General features: G+C 72.4%; 17 protein-coding genes. 14 read left to right on the plus strand and 3 right to left on the minus strand.

The features are described 5' to 3' along the window. The first annotated feature begins 251 nt into the window (after window positions 1-251). The 3 genes from CHF15_RS07090 (at window position 252) to CHF15_RS07100 (ending at window position 3,194) form a co-directional block, all read left to right on the plus strand. The gene (locus CHF15_RS07090) at window positions 252-1,418 is read left to right on the plus strand and encodes an alanine--tRNA ligase-related protein (RefSeq protein ID WP_089222778.1); all 1,167 of its coding nucleotides are present in this window, start codon (window positions 252-254) and stop codon (window positions 1,416-1,418) included. Between the two features lie 161 nt (window positions 1,419-1,579). Next, window positions 1,580-2,626 (plus strand): Rv2578c family radical SAM protein, encoded by a 1,047-nt coding sequence (locus CHF15_RS07095; RefSeq protein ID WP_089222779.1) that lies wholly within the window; start codon window positions 1,580-1,582, stop codon window positions 2,624-2,626. A gap of 52 nt (window positions 2,627-2,678) precedes the next feature. Then, window positions 2,679-3,194: a GNAT family N-acetyltransferase gene (locus tag CHF15_RS07100; protein ID WP_245938710.1), complete on the plus strand. Its 516-nt coding sequence runs from the start codon at window positions 2,679-2,681 to the stop codon at window positions 3,192-3,194. Here CHF15_RS07100 and CHF15_RS45630 read toward each other — a convergent pair. Further along, on the minus strand, window positions 3,160-4,647 hold the full coding sequence (locus CHF15_RS45630) for a HEAT repeat domain-containing protein (RefSeq protein ID WP_410169624.1): 1,488 nt from the start codon (window positions 4,645-4,647) through the stop codon (window positions 3,160-3,162). The two genes, CHF15_RS07100 and CHF15_RS45630, sit on opposite strands and share 35 nt — an antisense overlap. A 320-nt stretch (window positions 4,648-4,967) precedes the next feature. Here CHF15_RS45630 and CHF15_RS07110 point away from each other — a divergent pair, with 320 nt between their 5' ends. From CHF15_RS07110 to pssA, 8 genes are all read left to right on the plus strand, one after another. Next, window positions 4,968-6,755 (plus strand): 3-hydroxyacyl-CoA dehydrogenase family protein, encoded by a 1,788-nt coding sequence (locus CHF15_RS07110; protein ID WP_089222781.1) that lies wholly within the window; start codon window positions 4,968-4,970, stop codon window positions 6,753-6,755. A gap of 106 nt (window positions 6,756-6,861) precedes the next feature. Next, the gene (locus CHF15_RS07115; protein ID WP_179279689.1) at window positions 6,862-7,638 is read left to right on the plus strand and encodes a TetR/AcrR family transcriptional regulator; all 777 of its coding nucleotides are present in this window, start codon (window positions 6,862-6,864) and stop codon (window positions 7,636-7,638) included. A 398-nt stretch (window positions 7,639-8,036) separates the two neighbouring features. Then, window positions 8,037-9,374 (plus strand): crotonyl-CoA carboxylase/reductase, encoded by a 1,338-nt coding sequence (gene ccrA, locus CHF15_RS07120; protein ID WP_089222783.1) that lies wholly within the window; start codon window positions 8,037-8,039, stop codon window positions 9,372-9,374. 14 nt (window positions 9,375-9,388) lie between these two features. Next, the gene (locus CHF15_RS07125; protein ID WP_089222784.1) at window positions 9,389-11,401 is read left to right on the plus strand and encodes a protein meaA; all 2,013 of its coding nucleotides are present in this window, start codon (window positions 9,389-9,391) and stop codon (window positions 11,399-11,401) included. Between the two features lie 55 nt (window positions 11,402-11,456). After that, complete coding sequence (locus CHF15_RS07130; RefSeq protein WP_089222785.1) at window positions 11,457-11,960, plus strand: MaoC family dehydratase; 504 nt, start codon at window positions 11,457-11,459, stop codon at window positions 11,958-11,960. A gap of 12 nt (window positions 11,961-11,972) precedes the next feature. Further along, entirely contained in the window at window positions 11,973-13,184 is a 1,212-nt protein-coding gene (locus tag CHF15_RS07135; protein ID WP_089222786.1) for an acyl-CoA dehydrogenase family protein, read from the plus strand. 171 nt (window positions 13,185-13,355) lie between these two features. Then, window positions 13,356-14,012 carry a phosphatidylserine decarboxylase gene (locus tag CHF15_RS07140; RefSeq protein ID WP_018561003.1) on the plus strand — a complete coding sequence of 219 codons (657 nt, stop codon included), beginning with the start codon at window positions 13,356-13,358 and terminating at the stop codon, window positions 14,010-14,012. Then, window positions 13,999-14,850, plus strand: coding sequence for a CDP-diacylglycerol--serine O-phosphatidyltransferase (pssA, locus tag CHF15_RS07145; RefSeq protein ID WP_089222787.1), 852 nt, complete (start codon window positions 13,999-14,001; stop codon window positions 14,848-14,850). Before CHF15_RS07140 ends, pssA begins: the two co-directional genes overlap by 14 nt. Before the next feature lie 79 nt (window positions 14,851-14,929). Here pssA and CHF15_RS07150 read toward each other — a convergent pair whose 3' ends face one another. Continuing rightward, window positions 14,930-16,033 carry a glycerate kinase gene (locus CHF15_RS07150; protein ID WP_089223110.1) on the minus strand — a complete coding sequence of 368 codons (1,104 nt, stop codon included), beginning with the start codon at window positions 16,031-16,033 and terminating at the stop codon, window positions 14,930-14,932. A 95-nt stretch (window positions 16,034-16,128) separates the two neighbouring features. On the opposite strand from CHF15_RS07150, the gene CHF15_RS07155 reads away from it, so the two are divergent. From CHF15_RS07155 to CHF15_RS07165, 3 genes are read left to right on the plus strand one after another with little or no spacing between them, the layout of a single operon-like run. Then, window positions 16,129-17,193, plus strand: coding sequence for an ADP-ribosylglycohydrolase family protein (locus CHF15_RS07155; protein WP_089222788.1), 1,065 nt, complete (start codon window positions 16,129-16,131; stop codon window positions 17,191-17,193). Between the two features lie 10 nt (window positions 17,194-17,203). Beyond that, window positions 17,204-18,196: a ketopantoate reductase family protein gene (locus CHF15_RS07160; RefSeq protein WP_089222789.1), complete on the plus strand. Its 993-nt coding sequence runs from the start codon at window positions 17,204-17,206 to the stop codon at window positions 18,194-18,196. Continuing rightward, window positions 18,193-18,714: an NUDIX domain-containing protein gene (locus CHF15_RS07165; RefSeq protein ID WP_089222790.1), complete on the plus strand. Its 522-nt coding sequence runs from the start codon at window positions 18,193-18,195 to the stop codon at window positions 18,712-18,714. The genes CHF15_RS07160 and CHF15_RS07165 overlap by 4 nt, the downstream gene beginning before the upstream one ends. A 227-nt stretch (window positions 18,715-18,941) precedes the next feature. Here CHF15_RS07165 and CHF15_RS07170 read toward each other — a convergent pair whose 3' ends face one another. Then, complete coding sequence (locus tag CHF15_RS07170; protein WP_089222791.1) at window positions 18,942-20,738, minus strand: gamma-glutamyltransferase family protein; 1,797 nt, start codon at window positions 20,736-20,738, stop codon at window positions 18,942-18,944. Between the last annotated feature and the right edge of the window lie 52 nt (window positions 20,739-20,790).

Consider the following 20,790-nt stretch of genomic DNA (forward strand, 5'->3'; position numbering starts at 1 on the left):
GCCGGAAATCACGTGCCCGTCGGCTCGCGGCGCGTTATCGTCTGCCGTATGAACGTCACCGGCCACAGCAGCACCGCGACCGCGCGAGCGACCAGCTCGCCGGTTGCCGCCGCCTGACGTACCTCCCTTCCTCACCACCGGCGACCGGGAACGGCCCGCCGGTGGTTTCGTGGCTCCCGCCCCGATCCCGGTGATCGTGCGGACCGATTGCCCGGTGCCTCCCCGCCCTCCACGCGAAGGAGCCACCCCCCATGGACACCGAAGAGATCGTCCGCACGTTCGTCGAGTACTACGAGGACCGCGGCCACCACCGGATCACCGGATCGACCCTGCTGCCGCCGCCCGGCGACCCCGTGCTGTTCACGACCTCGGGCATGCATCCGCTCACCCCCCACCTGGAGGGGCGCCCGCACCCGCTCGGCAGCCGGCTGGTCAATGTGCAGCGCTGTCTGCGCACCACGGACCTGGAGGAGGTCGGCGACCCCACCCATCTGACGGTCTTCGAGATGCTCGGCACCTGGTCGCTCGGCGACTACGAGGGCCCGCAGAGCCTGGACTGGGGCTACGGGCTGCTCACCGAGGGCTTCGGCGTCGACCCCGGGCGGCTGCACGCCACGGTGTTCGGCGGCGACGACCGCACGGGTCCCGACACCGCCTCCCTGGAGCTGTGGGAGAAGCACGGGGTCCCGGTGGAGCTCACGGTCGAGGACAACTGGTGGTCCAACGGGCCCACCGGTCCGTGCGGCCCCGACTCGGAGATCTTCCTGTGGACCGGGGACACCCCGCCGCGCTCCACGCCCACGGGCGACGACCGATGGGTGGAGGTCTGGAACCACGTCATGATGCGCCACCGCCGGCTCGGGGACGGCTCGCTCGTGCCGCTCCCTCAGCGCAACGTCGACACCGGCCTCGGCCTGGAGCGGCTGGCCTCGCTGCTGCAGGGCCGGACGTCGGTCTTCGAGTGCGACGTCCTCGCCCCCTGGCGGCGCCTCGTACCGCCCCTGTGGCCGCTGGACGAACCGTCGCTGCGCCTGGTCAGCGACCACCTGCGCTCGGCCGTGGTGGTGATCGGGGACGGGGTGCGCCCGGCCAACACCGGCCGCGGCTACGTGCTGCGGCGGCTGGTGCGGCGGGTCCTCACCACCCTGTGGCGGGACGATCCCTCCCGCGGCCTCGGGGACCTGCCGCAGGAGCTGGTCCGGCACACCCTGGACCACTTCCGCCAGACCCTGGACCCGGACGAGCCACGCCGGGTGCTGCTGGAGGAGGAGCGCCGGTTCCGGCGGCTCCTGGAGCGCGGCCGTCAGGTGCTGGCCCGCCCCCGGTTCCGGGGTCCGCTGGACGAGGAGGACTTCCACTACCTCCACGACACCCACGGCCTGCCGCGCGACCTCGTCCTGGGCCTCCGGCCGCAGTGACGGCGGACGGTCCGGCAGGGCCCCGGGCGCCGCCGTCGGCGGCGCCCGGGGCCCGCGTCGTACGCGGTCACGCACAGTGGCCCCAGGAATCCCCCGGATCCCCCTCGACGCTATTCGCTCAGATGTTCTATTCTCGGGAGGAGAGCAACGAAGGAGGCGGCATGAGGTGGGACAACCTGAGCCGCGACACGGCGGCGACCACACCCGCGCTCTTCGGCGTGGACGCCGTGACCCGTACGTTCGACACCCCCGAGTTCCGCGGGATCACCTTCCACGAGGTGCGCGCCCGCACGATCGTCAACCGCGTACCGGGCGCGTCCCGGATGCCGTTCGAGTGGACGATCAACCCCTACCGCGGCTGCAGCCACGCCTGTGTGTACTGCTTCGCGCGCAAGACGCACGCCTACCTGGACCTCGACAGCGGCCTGGACTTCGACTCCCAGATCGTCGTGAAGGTCAACGCACCCGAGCTGCTCCGCCGTGAGCTCGCCTCGCCCCGCTGGCACGGCGAGCACATCGCCATGGGCACCAACGTCGACTGCTACCAGCGCGCGGAGGGCCGCTACCGGCTCATGCCGGGCATCCTGGCCGCGCTGCGCGACCACGCCAACCCCTTCTCGATCCTCACCAAGGGGTCACTGATCCTGCGCGACCTGGACCTCCTGGTGCAGGCCTCCGAGGTCACCGACGTGTCGACCGCGGTCTCCGTCGGCTTCGTCGACCGGGACCTGTGGCGCACGGTGGAGCCGGGTACGCCGTCTCCCGCGAAGCGGCTGGAGGTCTGCCGCACGCTCAATGAGCACGGCATACCCTCGGGCGTCCTGATGGCACCCGTGCTGCCGTACCTCAGCGACTCCCCGGAGCAGTTGCGCGAGACGGTCCGCGCGATCGCCGGGACGGGCGCCACGTCCGTCACCCCGCTGGTGCTGCATCTGCGCCCCGGGGCGAGGGAGTGGTTCATGGCCTGGCTCTCCGTGCACCACCCCCGGCTGATCTCCCGCTACAAGGCGCTCTACGCGGGCGGCGCCTACGCGCCCACCTGGTACCAGCGGCGCATCACCCGCCAAGTGCACGAATTCGCGGCCGAGTTCGGGATCGGGCCCAGCCGCTCCGGGGCCGCGCGCCGGATCGCCGCACCCGAGGAGGAGGCCCCCGGTCCGCCCGCCGCGCCGGATCCGGCCCAGCCGACCCAGCTGACCCTGATCTGAGCCCGGTAAAAGCGGGTGCCCGCCGGGCTCCACCCCCCTTAACGTCGCGGCCATGACGGATGTGAGAGTGATGACCCGCGACGACATCGACGCCGTGGCGGCGGTCCGCGTACGGGGATGGCAGACGGCCTACGCGGGGATCGTGCCGCAGTCGTACCTCGACGCGATGGACGCCGGGGCGGACGCGGAGCGCCGCAAGGAGTGGTTCGACGCGGGCGGCAAGCGGGTGGACAACCTGGTCGCCACGGACGGCGCCGAGGTGACGGGCTGGGCGGCGCTCGGCCCCTACCGCGGCGAGCCGGACGACGCCGAGGCCGGTGAGCTGTACGCGATCTACGTACGCCCCGACCGGATCGGCCGGGGAACCGGGCGCGCGCTCATGGCCGCCGTACGGGCCCGCGCCGGCGAACGCGGCTTCCGGAGCCTGCGCCTGTGGGTGCTCGCGGACAACGCTCAGGCACTGCGCTTCTACGAGCGGGCCGGGTTCGCGCCCGACGGCACCGACCAGATCGAGATGTACGACGGCGTCCCGCTCAAGGAGCTGCGGTACGCGACGGATCCGGCCTGAAGCGCCCCGCGAGACGGCGCGTCGCGGCACTCGGCGCCCCGTCCCGCACCGCGGCCAGCACCGGTGCGGCCGCCGGGTCGCCCGACCGCACCAGGGCCCGCACGATCCGCCGGGGGTACGGCAGCGCGCACAATCCCGCGAGGGCGGCCGTCGCGCGGGGCTCGTCCTCGTAGCGGGCCAACCCGCGCGCCGCGGCGGCACGTACGTCCCCGTCCTCGTCGGAGGCGACCCCCAGCAGCACCCCGAGCACGTCGGGACCCCCGATCCGGCCGAGGGAGTCCACGGCCGCGGCACGCAGGCGGGGATCCCCGGCCGCCCGGGTCAGGACGGGTACGGCGCGCGCGTCGCCGAGCCGTCCCAGTTCCTCGACGCACCCGGCGGCGGCCTGCTGGGCCGTGCGGTCCTCGTCCAGCAGCCAGGTCAGGGTGGACGTCAGCGCGGGCAGCGACTCCGGCGCCCGCATACGCCCCAGCAGGCGCACGGCGGCCAGGGCGTAGGCGATCCGCAGCCGGTTCGTGGCGAGCGTGGCGGCGGCCCGCGCGGTCCGCGGGTCGCCGAGCCGGGCGAGGGCTTCGGCCGCCGAGGCGTTGCGGATGCCGTCGCGATGGTTGAGGAGCAGGACCAGCGTCTCGAACGCCCTCCGGTCGCCGGCCCGGCCGAGCATCACGGCGGCGATCTCCCGCTCGTCCAGGGAGCGTGAGGGCTCGGTCAGCACGGCGGCGAGGTGGTCCCGGGCCGTGGAATCGTCCAGTCGCCCCAGCGCGACGAGCGCCGCCGAGGCCACCCCCCGGTCCGGGTCGCCGGCCGCTGCGGTGAACAGGCCGAGATGCGCCGGGTCATGGCCGCAGCCGAGCAGAGTCAGGGCCAGCCGCCTGACACGGGGCACCGCCTGGCAGGCCTGGCGCAGCAGCATGGGCACGCAGGCGCCGGGCAGTACGGGGTCGGTCCGGGGCGTACGGCGCCACGAGGTCGGCTGACCACCGATGACGATCCGACTGACGGTGTCCTCGATCAGCTCCGGGTACCAGGAGGGCTCGTCAGGAGCGAGTGCGGCGAGCAGGCCGAAAAGTGGTCCCGTCGCCTCCATGGGGCGCTTGACCGCCAATGCCTCCAAGGCGTAGCGGCGCTCGTCTTCCGTGCCGCGGGGAAGCTTGACCAGCAGCGGCGGGACGGCGGGGGCCCACCCGCCCGCGACGTCGAGGTGCCCGCGCTCCGCGGGCCCCAGCCAGGGCCGCACCATGGCGGCGGCGTCCGGGGAGGCCGCCAGCCGCCGCAGATAGGCGCCGCGTTCCTCGCGCCGGCCCTGGCCGGCGAACTCCAGCAGACCCAGTACGCGGCGCGGCTCCCCGCGCCCGCGCAGCCGCGCGACGTCCGTCTCCCCCGCCCGCACGGCCCCGTACAGCTGGGCCGCGCGCCGCGCCGCGTGACCGGCGCCCCCCTGTACCCGTTCCACGGTGCCCCCTCTCCCCCTGCGCTCACCCTAATGGCGCGCTCATCTGTAGGCGGTGCAAATCACATGGGCGGAGGTCTGGCGCCGAGGTTACTCACCGGTTACCCTCTAACCAACGCACGCAGCGGCCTGGTGACGCAGCCGCCGTGTGCAGCCGTTGTCGGTTCGGCACCATCGTGGCGCAGCCCCGGGACAGGGCTCGCCGGATCTCACGCGGGTACGCACACACACGCGTACGCAGCCCGCGGCTCCTCGACTCTCCCGCCCCCGCGCCTGCGCAGCAGAGACGCACGGCGCGGACCCTCAGCATTCGGAGTTCCGCGATGGACCGTCCACGTCCCTTCCCCACCGTCGCCATCATCGGTCTCGGCACCATGGGCACCGGCATCGCCGAGGTCGTCGCCCGGGCCGGCCACGAAGTCATCGGCATCGAGATCGACGACGCGGCCGCACAGCGCGCCGTCGCCGCCCTGGAGGCCTCCACCGCCCGCGCCGTGCAGCGCGAGCGGATCACCGAGTCCGAGCGCGGCGACATCCTGGCCCGGTTCCGCACCTTCCCCGACCTTCAGGCGGCGGCCGACGCCGACCTGGTGATCGAGGTCGTCACCGAGAACTTCGAGATCAAGCGCGAGGTCCTCACGGCCCTCGACGCCATCGTGAAGCCCGGCGCCGTCCTCGCGACCGGCACCAACGCGCTGTCGGTGACCGGGCTGGCCTCGCACACCTCGCGCCCGGACCGCGTCCTCGGCCTGCACTTCTTCGCCCCCGCCCCGGTCATGAAGCTGGTCGAGGTGGTCTCCACCGTGCTGACCTCCCCCGAGACCACCGGCGCCGTGACCGACCTGGTCCGCTCGTTCGGCAAGGAGCCGGTGGCGGTCGGCGACCGCCCGGGCTTCATCGCCGACGGACTGCTCTTCGGCTATCTCAACCAGGCCGCGGCCATGTACGAGGCCCGGTACGCCACCCGCGAGGACATCGACGCGGCCATGCGGCTGGGCTGCGGCCTGCCCATGGGCCCGCTCGCGCTGCTGGACCTGATCGGCATCGACACGGCGCAGACCGTCCTCGAGGCGATGTACGAGGCCTCGCGCGACCGGCTGCACGCCCCCGCGCCCGTCCTGAAGCAGCTCACCGCCGCCGGTCTCAAGGGCCGCAAGGCCGGGCGAGGCTTCTACACCTACGAGGCCCCCGGCAGCGCGACGGTCGTCGCGGACGCCGAGACGCCGGCCGATGCCGCCGGTGCTGGCGGCGGGCGTCCCGTGCGCAGCGTGGGCGTCGCCGGCTCGGGCACGATGGCCACCGGCATCGCTGAGGTCTTCGCCAAGGCCGGGTACGAGGTGGTGCTGGCCGCACGCGGCCAGGAGAAGGCCGACAAGGCGGTCGCGGCGCTGGCCAGGTCCCTGGACCGGTCCGTCGCCAAGGGCCGGCTCAGCCAGGAGCAGCGTGACGCCGCCGTGGCGCGGGTGACCGCGGCCGGCTCGCTGGACGCCTTCGCCGACGTGGACCTGGCCGTCGAGGCGGTCGCCGAGGACCTGCCCGTCAAGCAGCAGCTCTTCGCGACCCTGGACAAGGTCTGCAAGCCGGGCGCGGTGCTGGCCACGACCACGTCCTCGCTGCCCGTGGTGGCCGTCGCGACGGCCACCACGCGCCCGCGGGACGTCGTCGGCATGCACTTCTTCAACCCGGCGCCCGCCATGAAGCTGGTCGAGGTGGTGCGCACCGTGCTGACCGCCGAGGACGTGCGCGCCACGGTCCAGGAGGTCTGCGGACGGATCAGGAAGCACCCCGTGGACTGCGGCGACCGGGCCGGCTTCATCGTCAACGCGCTGCTGTTCCCGTACCTCAACAACGCCGTGAAGATGGTCCAGGAGCACTACGCGACGGTCGAGGACATCGACTCGGCGATGAAGCTCGGCGGCGGCTACCCCATGGGGCCCTTCGAACTGCTCGACGTCGTCGGGCTGGACGTCTCGCTCGCGATCGAGCAGGTGCTGCACAAGGAGTTCCGCGACCCGGGCCTGGCGCCGGCGCCGCTGCTCGAGCACCTGGTGTCCGCGGGCTGCCTCGGCCGCAAGACGGGCCGCGGCTTCCGCGAGTATGCCCGCCGCTGATCACACGGGCGCCTGGGACGGCCGGGACGATCCTGGCGGCTGGGGCGGTCTCCTGGGACCGCCCCACCGCCTCCGCACACCGGGCTCGGTCCACGCCTCAGCGGGAATGCAGTACGTTCGCGGTATGCCCCAGCCCGTGAAGCCCGCCCGCGCGTCCTCCAGCACCGCCCAGCGCCATCGTGTCCGCCAGGAACTGGCCGCCGCGGCGATGCATCTCTTCGCGACCCAGGGGTACGAGGCGACCACGGTCGACGAGATCGCGGCGGCCGCCGGGGTCGCGCGCAGGACGTTCTTCCGGCACTTCCGCTCCAAGGAAGAGGCGATCTTCCCCGACCACGACGACACCCTGGTGCGCGTGGGGCAGGTGCTGGACTCCGCCGAACCGCACGAGCACCCGCTCGACACGGTGTGCCGCGGCATCACCGAGGTGCTGCGCATGTACGCCGAGGCTCCCGAGGTCTCGGTGGAGCGTTACCGCCTGACCCGCGAGATCCCGATCCTGCGGGAGCGCGAGATCGCCTCGGTGGCCCGCTACGAGCGGCTGTTCACCCGCTATCTGCTGGGCCACTTCGACGAGGGCGCCCACCACGACGGGGACGACGACCCGCTGCTGGCGGAGGTCGCCGCGTCCGCCGTCGTCGCCGCCCACAACCATGTGCTGCGCCGCTGGCTCCGCGCGGGCGGCAAGGGGGACGTCGAGTCGCAGCTCGACCACGCCTTCGAGGTGATCAAGCAGACCTTCGGCACCGGCATCGGCCGGCGCCCCTCCCCCGCCCCGGTGCTCGCCTCCCAGCAGGGCGAGGTCGTCATCGCCGTGGCCCGCACGGACGCCTCTCCGGCCGAGGTCATGCGGACGATCGAAAAAGCCCTGAAGGGCGCGTAGCCGCCCGTTCGCGCCCCCGGCGCCCTCCTGCACCTCCGCCTTCCCACCGGCGCCCCCAGGCCTTCGTGCCGGGGGCGCCTGCCTGTGTTGCTCAAACGTGTAGCCGTGGTGCCATCTGAGAATAATTGTTGGCACCCAGTGTCTTGCAGGGTGGCACGCGGTGCCATAACGTGAGAGCTGTCCGGGCGGGCGGCGTGCCGGGATCCGTCGCACGCCGTCTGTCCCCCAAGGCCCGGGCGCCTGCGTCACAGGCATTCACCGCGCCACCACGCGCTCCGCTCCATCCGTGCGACCGCCACGGACAGCCGGAACCACCGCCGAACCGACGGCACCACCCCCAGCAAACCCCCGACGTTCCCTCAAGCGTCCCTACGTCGCGCTTCGCCGGAGGCATCACCGTGAAGGACATCCTCGACGCAATCATGGCGTCCGAAAGCACGGCCGCGGACTTCGCCGCCCTGCCGCTGCCCGAGTCGTACCGCGCCATCACCGTCCACAAGGACGAGGCCGGCATGTTCGAGGGCGTGGACAGCCGCGCGAAGGACCCGCGCAAGTCGCTGCACCTGGACGAGGTGCCCGTGCCCGAGCTCGGCCCGGGCGAGGCCCTGGTGGCCGTCATGGCCAGTTCGGTCAACTACAACTCGGTGTGGACCTCGATCTTCGAGCCCGTGTCGACGTTCGGCTTCCTCGAGCGGTACGGCAGGCTCTCCCCACTGACCAAGCGGCACGACCTGCCGTACCACGTGATCGGCTCCGACCTGGCGGGCGTCGTGCTGCGCACCGGGCCCGGCGTGAACCTCTGGAAGCCGGGCGACGAGGTCGTCGCGCACTGCCTGTCCGTCGAACTGGAGTCCGCGGACGGCCACAACGACACGATGCTCGACCCCGAGCAGCGCATCTGGGGCTTCGAGACCAACTTCGGCGGCCTCGCCGAGATAGCGCTGGTCAAGTCGAACCAGCTGATGCCCAAGCCCAGGCACCTCAGCTGGGAGGAGGCCGCGGCCCCGGGGCTGGTGAACTCCACGGCCTACCGCCAGCTGGTCTCCCGCAACGGCGCCGGCATGAAGCAGGGCGACAACGTCCTGATCTGGGGCGCCAGCGGCGGCCTCGGCAGCTACGCCACCCAGTTCGCGCTGGCCGGCGGCGCCAACCCGATCTGCGTGGTCTCCTCGCCGCAGAAGGCGGAGATCTGCCGCCGCATGGGCGCCGAGGCCATCATCGACCGCACCGCCGAGAACTACCGGTTCTGGAAGGACGAGCACACCCAGGACCCGAAGGAGTGGAAGCGCCTCGGCAAGCGCATCCGCGAGCTGACCGACGGCGAGGACGTCGACATCGTCTTCGAGCACCCGGGCCGCGAGACCTTCGGCGCCTCGGTCTACGTCACCCGCAAGGGCGGCACGATCGTCACCTGCGCCTCGACCTCGGGCTACAACCACGAGTACGACAACCGCTACCTGTGGATGTCGCTCAAGCGCATCGTCGGCTCCCACTTCGCGAACTACCGCGAGGCGTGGGAGGCCAACCGCCTCATCGCCAAGGGCAAAATCCACCCCACGCTGTCGAAGACGTACCGCCTGGAGGACACCGGCCAGGCCGCCCACGACGTGCACCGCAACGTGCACCAGGGCAAGGTCGGCGTGCTGGCGCTCGCCCCCGAGGAGGGCCTCGGCGTCCGCGACGCGGAGTTGCGGGCCAGGCACATCGACGCCATCAACCGCTTCCGGAACGTCTGAGACCGGGAGGGACCATGAACGAGCGTCAGAAGGATCGTCCGTGGCTGATGCGGACGTACGCGGGGCACTCCACCGCCGAGGCGTCCAACGCCCTGTACCGCCGCAACCTCGCCAAGGGCCAGACCGGCCTGTCGGTCGCGTTCGACCTCCCGACGCAGACCGGGTACGACCCCGACCACATCCTGGCCCGCGGCGAGGTGGGCCGGGTCGGGGTCCCGGTCGCCCACCTCGGCGACATGCGCCGGCTCTTCCAGGACATCCCTCTGGAGGAGATGAACACCTCGATGACCATCAACGCCAGCGCCATGTGGCTGCTCGCGCTCTACCAGGTGGTCGCCGAGGAGCAGGGCGCCGACGTCACCAGGCTCCAGGGGACGACGCAGAACGACATCGTCAAGGAGTACCTGTCGCGCGGGACGTACGTCTTCCCGCCCGGCCCGTCGCTCCGGCTGACGACGGACATGATCGCGTACACGGTCAACCACCTCCCCAAGTGGAACCCGATCAACATCTGCAGCTACCACCTGCAGGAGGCCGGGGCCACGCCGGTGCAGGAGATCGCGTACGCGATGTCCACCGCGATCGCCGTCCTCGACGCGGTCCGCGACTCCGGCCAGGTGCCGCAGGAGCGGATGGGCGACGTCGTCGCGCGGATCTCCTTCTTCGTCAACGCGGGCGTCCGCTTCGTCGAGGAGATGTGCAAGATGCGGGCCTTCACCCGCATCTGGGACAAGGTCACCCGCGAGCGCTACGGCATCGAGGACCCCAGGCAGCGCCGCTTCCGCTACGGGGTGCAGGTCAACTCGCTCGGCCTGACGGAGGCGCAGCCGGAGAACAACGTCCAGCGCATCGTGCTGGAGATGCTGGCCGTGACGCTCTCCAAGGACGCCCGGGCCCGAGCCGTGCAGCTGCCGGCCTGGAACGAGGCGCTGGGCCTGCCGCGCCCCTGGGACCAGCAGTGGTCCCTGCGCATCCAGCAGGTGCTGGCCCACGAGAGCGACCTGCTGGAGTACGGCGACATCTTCGACGGCAGCCACGTCGTCGAGGCGAAGGTGGCCGAGCTGGTCGAGCGGTCGCTGGCCGAGATCGGGCACATCCAGGAGATGGGCGGCGCCATGGCAGCCGTGGAGTCCGGCTACCTGAAGTCGCAGCTGGTCTCCTCGCACGCCGAGCGCCGGGCGCGGATCGAGTCCGGCGAGGAGAAGATCATCGGCGTCAACTGCTACGAGGGCACCGAGCCCAGCCCCCTCACCTCGGATCTGGACGGCGCCATCATGACCGTCGACCCGGAGAACGAGGCGCGGGTCGTCGCCGCCCTCCACGAGTGGCGCGACAACCGGGACGAGGTACGGGCACAGCGGTCGCTGGAGGCCCTCAAGGCCGCGGCGGCCGGCACCGGCAACCTCATGGAGGCCACCTTGGAGTGCGCCCGGGCGGGCGTCACCACGGGCGAGTGGTCCTGGGCGCTGCGCGACGTCTTCGGCGAGTTCCGCGCCCCGACGGGCGTGAGCGGCGCCCCCGTCGCGGTCACCGCCGAGCCGGGCACGCCGATGGCCGAGGTACGCCGCAAGGTGGCGCGGACGGCCGGGGAGCTGGGCACCGGCAAGCTGCGGCTGCTGGTGGGCAAGCCGGGCCTGGACGGTCACTCCAACGGCGCCGAGCAGATCGCCGTACGGGCGCGCGACGCCGGCTTCGAGGTGGTCTACCAGGGCATCCGGCTGACGCCCGAGCAGATCGTCTCGGCCGCGGTCGCCGAGGACGTCCACTGCGTGGGCCTGTCGATCCTCTCCGGGTCGCACGCCGAGCTGGTGCCGGACGTGCTGGACCGGCTCCGCAGGGCCGGCGTGGACGACGTGCCGGTCATCGCGGGCGGCATCATCCCGCCGGCGGACGCGGCCAAGCTGGTCGAGTCCGGTGTCGCGGCCGTGTTCACGCCGAAGGACTTCGGGATCACCGAGATCATCGGCAGGATCGTGGACGAGATCCGCAGGGCCAACAAGCTGGACCCGCTGGAGGTCGCCGCGTGACCCCCGCGACGAACACCCGTACGAACACGTTCGACACCCCGGAGGCGTAGGAGAGATGCAGTTCGGCCGTACGTATGAAGAGTTCGAGGTCGGCGCCGTCTACAAGCACTGGCCCGGGAAGACGGTCACCGAGTACGACGACCACCTCTTCTGCCTCCTGACCATGAATCACCACCCGCTCCACATGGACGCGAACTACGCCGAGAAGACCACCGACTTCGGGAAGAACGTGGTCGTGGGGAACTACGTCTACTCCCTGCTGCTCGGCATGTCGGTGCCGGACGTCTCCGGCAAGGCGATCGCCAACCTGGAGGTCGAGTCGCTCAAGCACGTGGCGCCGACCTTCCACGGCGACACCATCTACGGCGAGACGACCGTGCTGGACAAATGGCCGTCGAAGTCGAAGGACGACCGCGGGATCGTCCACGTGGAGACCAAGGGGTACAAGCAGGACGGCACCCTGGTGTGCGTCTTCCGCCGCAAGGTGATGGTCCCCACCGCCACCTACATCAAGGAGCGCGGCGGCGAGCAGCCCGGCCGCCCCGAGCTGAACGCCTAGGAGACCGCAGACATGAGCCGCCTCGCGCAGACCGACGGGCTGACCGACATCCAGCAGGAGATCCTCTCCACCGTCCGCAGCTTCGTCGACAAGGAGATCATCCCGGTCGCCAACGAGCTGGAGCACAAGGACGAGTACCCCACCGACATCGTTGAGGGCCTCAAGGAACTCGGCATCTTCGGGCTGATGATCCCCGAGGAGTACGGCGGCCTCGGCGAGTCCCTGCTCACCTACGCCCTGACGGTCGAGGAGATCGCCCGCGGCTGGATGAGCGTGTCGGGCATCATCAACACGCACTTCATCGTCGCCTACATGCTCAAGCAGCACGGCACCGAGGAGCAGAAGGAGTACTTCCTGCCCCGCATGGCCACCGGTGAGGTGCGCGGCGCCTTCTCGATGTCCGAGCCGGGCCTCGGCTCCGACGTCTCGGCGATCCGCACCAAGGCGGTCCGGGACGGCGACGACTACGTCATCAACGGCCAGAAGATGTGGCTGACCAACGGCGGCACGTCCAACCTCGTCGCGGTGCTGTGCCGGACCGACGAGGGTCAGCCCGAGGGCGCGGCCCCACACAAGTCCATGACGACCTTCCTCATCGAGAAGGAGCCGGGCTTCGGCCCGAACCCGAAGGTGAAGGGTCTCACCGTGCCCGGCAAGATCGAGAAGATGGGCTACAAGGGCGTCGACACGACCGAACTCATCCTCGAGGATGTGAAGATTCCGTCAAATCGCGTCCTGGGCGGTCAGAGCGGCCGCGGCTTTTACCAAATGATGGACGGTGTCGAGGTCGGCCGGGTCAACGTGGCGGCCCGGGGCTGCGGTGTCGCACAGCGGGCCTTCGAATTGGGGATCGCGTACGCCCAGCAGCGGCAGACCTTCGGCAAGCCGATCGCGCAGCACCAGGCGATCCAGTTCAAGCTCTCGGAGATGGCCACCAAGGTCGAGGCGGCCCACGCGCTGATGGTGAACGCGGCCCGCAAGAAGGATTCCGGCCAGCGCAACGACCTCGAGGCCGGCATGGCGAAGTACCTGGCCTCGGAGTACTGCAAGGAGGTCGTGGAGGACTCCTTCCGCATCCACGGCGGCTACGGCTTCTCCAAGGAGTACGAGATCGAGCGCCTGTACCGCGAGGCACCGATGCTGCTCATCGGCGAGGGCACCGCCGAGATCCAGAAAATGATCATCGGCCGCCGGCTGCTCGAGGAGTACCGGATCCAGGGGTGAATGTCTGGGTTGTGACACTTTGTGCGAGCCAAAGGTCACACCCAGTCATCAAATACCGGCCACTGACTCGACTGCTGGCTTGCCCAGTTGCCGGGGACTCCCGATACCATTCACGGAAAGCCGCCGTCCCCTGCACCATCATTGCGGCACCCTCCGCTACGAAGGTCTTCCATGCCCCACAGCCATTCCTCTGCACAACGCGACAGCCGGGCCGGCGTACGCCTCGCGCGCGGAGCGTCGCCGTGGCTCCTCCCGACCGTCGCCACCGCGGCGGTCAGCCTCGTCCGCGCCCGCCGCTCCGGGCGCTGGGCGGCCGTGGCCGTCCCCACCACCGCCCTCGCGGCGGGCATGCTGTGGTTCTTCCGCGACCCCGAGCGCGAGATCGCCCAGGGCCGCGTCATCTCGCCGGCCGACGGCGTGGTGCAGAGCATCATGCCGTGGAAGGACGGGCGCACCCGCGTCGCGATCTTCATGAGCCCGCTGAACGTCCACGTGAACCGCGCGCCGCTCGCCGGCACGGTCACGTCCGTGGAGCACATCCCCGGTGGATTCGTTCCGGCGTTCAACAAGGAGAGCGAGAACAACGAGCGCGTCGTCTGGCACTTCGACACCGAGCTCGGCGACATCGAGATGGTGCAGATCGCCGGAGCCGTGGCGCGCCGCATCGTCCCTTACGTGCCGCAGGGCACCAAGGTGGAGCAGGGCGAGCGCATCGGCCTGATCCGCTTCGGCTCCCGTGTGGACATCTACCTCCCGGAGGGCGTCGAGCCCGCCGTCGAGGTCGGCCAGACCACCGTGGCTGGGGTGACGCGCCTTGACCGTGATTGATCCCGACACCCAGGCACCATGGGTCGCCTCGGTGGACGAGGACGACGACGATGACATGCCTCTGTCGACGCGCCTGTCGATAGCGGACGGCCTCACCCTCGGCAACGCGATCTGCGGATTCATGGCGGTGTACTTCACCACCACCGGGGTGCTGGTCCCGCACCTGATGGGCAACACCGACGGCGGCATGACGCGGCACAGCGCCGCCACCGCCGTGCTGCTGATGCTCATGGCCTCGGTCTTCGACCTCTTCGACGGGCTCGTGGCGCGCAAGCTGCGCAGCTCGGCGATGGGCGCGGAACTGGACAACCTGTCGGACCTGATCAGCTTCGGCCTGGCCCCCGCCTACTTCGTGGTCGTCTGGGGCCTGATCTCGGACGACGCCTACGGCAAGGTGTCGGCGGTGGCGGCGGTCGTGGTGCTGCTCGCGGTCGTCCTGCGCCTGGCACGCTTCTCCTGCACGACGGTGCGGGAGGGGATCTTCCAGGGCATGCCGAGCCCCTTCGGGGCGATGACGGTCATCTCGGTCGTGCTCCTGGAGCTGCCCTTCATCCCGACGGTGCTGGCCATCGTCGGTGTGGCGTGGCTGATGGTCAGCCGGGTCGAGTACCCGAAGCCGCGTGGCCGGCTCGCGACGATCACGCTCGCCTGGATCGTGCTGAGCATGGGCTGCCTGGTCTGCTGGGCGTTCGCCGTCCCCGGCGGTGACGTGCTGCTGCAGACGGGCGCGGCCCTGCAGATCTGCGCCGCGGCGGTGATCCCGCTCTTCGCGACGACCCGCCGGGTCAACACGATCCGCAACAACCGCCGTGAGGCGCGTACGGCGCAGCTTCCGTAGCCGTACGGCCGCACAGCCGTACGAGGTACGTGACAGGGGCCCCGAGCCGGGAAGGCTCGGGGCCCCTGGCGTTCCCCGGTCAGGCCGCCAGGTCGCGCGCGATGTCCCCGGCGAGGCGCTCCAGCAGCGGCCCGGCCTCCGCTATGCAGCGCGCCGGGTCGGGCTCGAGGTCGGTCAGCGCGTACGCCCGCCGGATGCCGGCCGCGCCCAGGGCCGGCCCGGACAGCGTGAGACGGCCGCAGACGGCGACCACGTCCACGTCCCGGGCACGGGCGGCGGCCGCGACACCGGCCGGGGCCTTGCCGTGCAGGGTCTGCTCGTCCAGCGAGCCCTCGCCGGTGATGACCAGGTCGGCCCGCTCCAGGGCCTCCGCGAAGCCGAGCATGTCCAGGAGCACCTGGACGCCGGGCCGGAAGGAGGCGCCCAGGCCCACCAGCGCCCCGAACCCGACCCCGCCGGCCGCGCCCGCGCCCGGGGACTCGGCGGCCGCACCGGCCCCCAGCACCTCGGCGTAGCGGGCGAGCGCGGCGTCCAGCGTCGCGACGTCCTCCTGCGTGGCGCCCTTCTGCGGACCGTAGACGGCGGCGGCGCCCTTGGGGCCGAGCAGCGGGTTGTCGACGTCGCTGGCGAGGACGACCTCGGTGGCGGCGAGCTTCGGGTCGAGACCGGACAGGTCCGCCGAGGCCAGCCCGGCGAGCGCCGCACCGCCCGGACCGACCGGTTCGCCCCGGTCGTCCAGCAGACGGGCGCCGAGCGCGACGAGCATGCCCGCGCCGCCGTCGTTGGTCGCGCTGCCGCCGACGCCGAGCACGACGGACCGCGCCCCCGCGTCGAGCACCGCCCTCAGCAGCTCACCGGTGCCGCGGGTGGTCGCCGTCAGCGGCGCGAAGACTCCCGGCGGCAGGTGCCGCAGTCCCGAGGCCTCGGCCATCTCCACCACGGCGGTGCCGTCGCGCAGCGCGTACGCGGCGGTGACCGGCTCCCCGAGCGGCCCGGTGACCTCCACCAGCCGCCGTTCGAACCCCGCGGCGACGGCGGCGTCCACCGTGCCGTCCCCGCCGTCGGCCACCGGCACGGACTCGACGACGAGACCGGGGGCGGCCCGCCGCAGTCCCGCCCCGAGCCGCTCCGCCACCTCGACGGCGGTGAGCGAACCCTTGAACTTGTCCGCTGCTATGAGCACCCGCACAGGCCGTGCGTCCGTCACTTTGATCTCCCTTACGGCAGGTCGCGCCGCTTGGACCCTATCCCGGGGTGCCCGGGCGGTACACCGTAGGCATGGCCCTCTCCGCCCTCTCCCTCGAAGACCGCGTCCTCGGCGGCTGGCTCGGCCGGATCGCCGGCAACATGCTCGGCAAGCCCGTCGAGCGCGGCGACCACTGGACCCGCGAGCGCATCGACCGCTACCTGAGCATGGCCGGCGCGCTGCCGCTGACCGACTACATCCCGGTGCTCGACCCGCCGCCGGACCCGGCCGAGTTCGCACTGCGCCCGGAGTGGCCGCAGTGCACCCGCGGCAACATCCACGGCAGCGCGCGGGACGACGACGTCGACTACGCGATCCTCGGGCTCGACCTGCTGGAGACGTACGGCCCGGACTTCACCACCGAGCAGGTCGGCGAACTGTGGCTGCTGCGCCTCCCCTACCTGCAGACCTTCACCGCCGAGCGGGCGGCGTACCGCAACCTCGCCAACGGGCTGAGGCCGCCGCTGACGGCCACGGCCGACAACCCGTACCAGGAGTGGATCGGGGCGCTGATCCGCGCCGACGTCCACGGCTGGACCTCCCCCGGCGATCCGCGCCGGGCCGCCTCGCTCGCCCGCCGGGACGCGGTGCTGTCGCACACGGGCAACGGGGTGTACGGCGCGATGTGGGCGGCGGCGCTGATCGCGGCCGCGTTCACGGCGCCCGGCGCCCGGGCCGCGCTGGAGTCGGCGCTGCAGCACGTCCCGCCGGGCTGCCGGCTGGCCCGTACGGTGCGGGGGACCATGGCGCTGCACGAGGCGGGGCTCGACTGGGCCGCCACGATGGCGGAGCTGGACGAGGAGACCCGCGGGCTGCACTGGATCCACACCGTCCCCAACGCCGCGCTCGTCACCGCCGGACTGCTCTACGGCGCGGGCGACTTCACCGCCACCATCACGCTGACCGTACGCGGCGGCCTGGACACCGACTCCGCCGGCGCGACGGCGGGTTCGGTCGCCGGGGTGCTCTGCGGCGCGGCCGCGATCCCCCCGCAGTGGACCGAGCCGCTGCAGGACCGGGTGCGCAGCGCCGTGTTCGGCTTCGACGGGGCGGCGATCAGCGAACTGGCCCGCCGCACGGTTCTTCTGGTGCCGTAGGGTCTCGCGTGTGCGATACATCGTTGTGGGAGCGGGCGCGGTGGGCGCGACGATCGGCGGACGGCTGTACGAGAGCGGTCACGAGGTCGTCCTGGTCGCGCGGGGAGCGCACCTTGAGGCGCTGCGCGATCGCGGGCTCACGCTGCGGACGCCGGACGGGACGCTGAAGCTGCCCGTCCCGGTCGCCGCCGGTCCGCAGGAGCTGTCACTCCGGGCGGACGACGTACTGGTGCTGGCCGTGAAGACGCAGGACACACAGGCCGCGCTCGATGCCTGGGCCCCGGTCGCGGACCGCCTGCCGCTGGTCTGCGCCCAGAACGGCGTGGCCAACGAACGCATGGCGCTGCGCCGTTTCCGCGACGTCTACGGGATGTGCGTGTGGCTGCCGTCGACCCACCTGGAGCCCGGTGAGGTGGTCGCCCCCTGCGGGCCGCTGACGGGGATCCTCCACCTGGGCCGCTACCCGCACGGGACGGACGACCTGGCGCGGGCCGTCTCCGCGGACCTGGAGAAGTCCTCCTTCGCGGCCCCGGTCGTGCCCGACGTGATGCGCTGGAAGTACGCCAAGCTGCTGTCGAACCTCGGCAACGCCGTCGAGGCCCTGTGCGGCGGCTGGGACGACACGGCCGCCGGCCTCCTCGAACGGGCGAAGGCGGAGGGCACCGCGGTGCTCGACGCCGCCGGCATCCCGTACGCGGGCGTCGAGGAGCAGGCGGCGGTGCGCGGGGACCTGGTGAGCCTGCGGCCGGTCGACAGCTTCGCCCGGGGCGGCGGCTCGTCCTGGCAGAGCCTGACCCGGGGCACCGGGAGCGTCGAGGCGGACTGGCTCAACGGCGAGATCGTGCTCCTCGGGCGGCTCCACGGGATACCCGTGCCGGTCAACGAGACGCTGCGGCGGCTCGCGAACCGCGCGGCACGCGACCGCCGCGCCCCCGGAAGCCTGGAGCCGGCGCAGGTGGCCGCCGCCGTCGAGGGCCGCGACCCCGTAGGTTGGGGCGCGTGACCACCACCGATTTCTCCGCGTACATCGACAGCCTGCCGAAGGTCCTCGCCGGGGCCAGCACGCTCTTCCGCGACGCCGGGGGCCGCATCCTGATCGCCGAGACCACCTACCGCGAGGACGGCAAGTGGGTGCTGCCCGGCGGCACCATCGAGTCGGCCGACGGGGAGACGCCCCGCGAGGCGGCGCGCCGGGAGACCCTGGAGGAGGTCGGGCTGGACGTCGAGCCGGGCGCCCTGCTCACCGTCGACTGGGTGCAGGGGCCGTCCGGGCGGCCGCCGCTGACCTCGTACATGTACGACGGCGGGGTGCTCGACGAGGCCGCGCTCGGCGCGATCGTGCTGCAGGAGGAGGAGCTGTCCGCCTGGCGGATGGCGACGCCCGAGGAGGCCGAGGAGTACCTCTCCCCCGGCCTCTACCGCCGGGTCCGTGCCGCTCTGGCCGCTCTGGAGGACGGCGTCTGCCCCGTCGAGCTGGTCAACGGCCTTCCTCCGGCGGCCGGTCGGCGGCCCACCGCGTAGCCCTGCATCCCGCGGGGGTCGGCGGCCCGCCCCCGGCGGCGCGAACGGGCCGGCCCCCAGGGTCGGGGGCGGCCCCGGCCGGGACGCGCCGTTGGTACCTGCGGTGTCCACGCGCGTCCCGCAAGGGCCAACGGCGGGCGCACGCCCGGCGCCGGGTCACGGCGGGCGCACGCCCGGCGCCGGGTCACGGACACGACCGACCCGACCCACACGGCCCCAGGGGCCGGTCAGCGGCCCACCGCGTAGCCCTGCATCCCGCGCGGGTTGGCGGCCGAGGACAGCACGCCGGTCTCCGGGTCGCGGGCCACGGCGCACAGACGGCCCTCGGACCAGGGGGCGGCGACGGTGACGTCGTGGCCGCGGCCGCGCAGCGCGGCGATGACGGACTCCTCGAAGCGGCTCTCCACGGTGAGGCTGCCCGGCCGCATCTCCCGCGGGTGGAAGGAGCTCGGGAAGCTGTCGTTGTGCCAGTTGGGCGCGTCGATGGCGCCCTGGAGGTCGAGGCCGCCCCGGACGGGGGCGCGCAGGGCGACACCCAGGAAGAAGTGCAGCGACCACTGGTCCTGCTGGTCTCCGCCCGGCGTGCCGAAGGCCATCACCGGCACGCCGTCGCGCAGCGCGAGCGAGGGGGTGAGCGTGGTGCGCGGACGGCGGCCCGGGGTGAGGGAGTTCGGCAGTCCGGGCTCCAGCCAGGTCATCTGCAGACGGGTGCCGAGCGGGAAGCCGAGCCCGGGGACCACCGGGTTGGACTGCAGCCACCCGCCGCTGGGGGTGGCTGCGACCATGTTGCCCCAGCGGTCGACGACGTCGAGGTGGCAGGTGTCGCCGCGGGTCGCCCCGTTGTGGGCGACGGTCGGCTCTCCGACACCCATGGCGTCGAAGCCTGCTGCCGCCGCCGGGTCGTGGAGCGGGAAACGGGGCAGCCGCGGTGTGCGGCCGCCCGGGCTGCCGGGGCGCAGCTCGTGGGAGGCCTTGGCCGGGTCGACCAGGGCGCGCCGCGCGTCGTTGTAGGCGGGTGAGAGCAGTTCGGCGAGGGGGACGTCGTCCTCGCCGTCGCCGTACCAGGCCTCGCGGTCGGCCATCGCGAGCTTGGTGCCCTCGACCAGGGTGTGCACGTAGTCGGCGGTGCCGTACTCCAGGTCGGCGGGGTCCGGCAGCAGGGCCAGTTGCTGCAGGAAGGCCGGGCCCTGGCTCCAGGCTCCCGCCTTGCAGACCGTCCAGCCGTTCCAGGCGAAGGTCACCGGGTCCTCGTGGCGGGCCTCGTACGCGACGAGGTCGTCCCCGGTCAGGGTGGAGGCGTGGCGCTCGCCGGTGGCGTCCATCGCGGGACGGGCGGCGAAGGCGGCCAGCGCCTCGCCGATGAAGCCCTCGCGCCACACCTTGCGGGCCGCCTCGATCTGCGCCTCCCGGCCGCTGCCGGCGGCCTCCGCCTCCCGCAGCAACCGCCGCCAGGTGGCGGCCAGATCGGGGTTGCGCAGGAGGGCGCCCGGACGGGGCGGACGGCCGCCGGCCAGGTACAGCCCGGCCGAGGTGGTCCACTCCGTCTCGAACAGCGCCTGCACGGACCCGACGGTGGCGCCGACCGCCTCCACCGCGGGGTGGCCCTGCTCGGCGTAGCCGATGGCGTAGGAGAGCACGTCCGTGAGCGGCTTGGTGCCGTGGTCGCGCAGCAGCACCATCCACGCGTCGAAGGCACCGGGCACGGCTGCCGCGAGCGGACCGGTGCCGGGGACGAACTCCAGGCCCAGCGCACGGTAGTGGTCGACGCTCGCCCCTGCCGGAGCGGGGCCCTGGCCGCAGAGCACGCGTACGGGACCGCCGGCGGGCGCGACGATGATCGGCACCTCGCCCGCCGGTCCGTTGAGGTGCGGCTCGACCACGTGCAGGACGAACCCGGCGGCCACCGCCGCGTCGTAGGCGTTGCCGCCGCTCTCCAGCACGGCCATCGCCGACTGCGAGGCGAGCCAGTGCGTGGAGGAGGCCATTCCGAAGGTGCCCTGGAGGGTGGGCCGGGTCGTGAACAATTCGGTACTCCTCGCGCCGGGGGTCCTCCTACACTCGCACGGTGCCCCACGA

Origin of the sequence: Actinacidiphila glaucinigra (assembly GCF_900188405.1) — a bacterium.
GTDB lineage: Bacteria > Actinomycetota > Actinomycetes > Streptomycetales > Streptomycetaceae > Actinacidiphila > Actinacidiphila glaucinigra.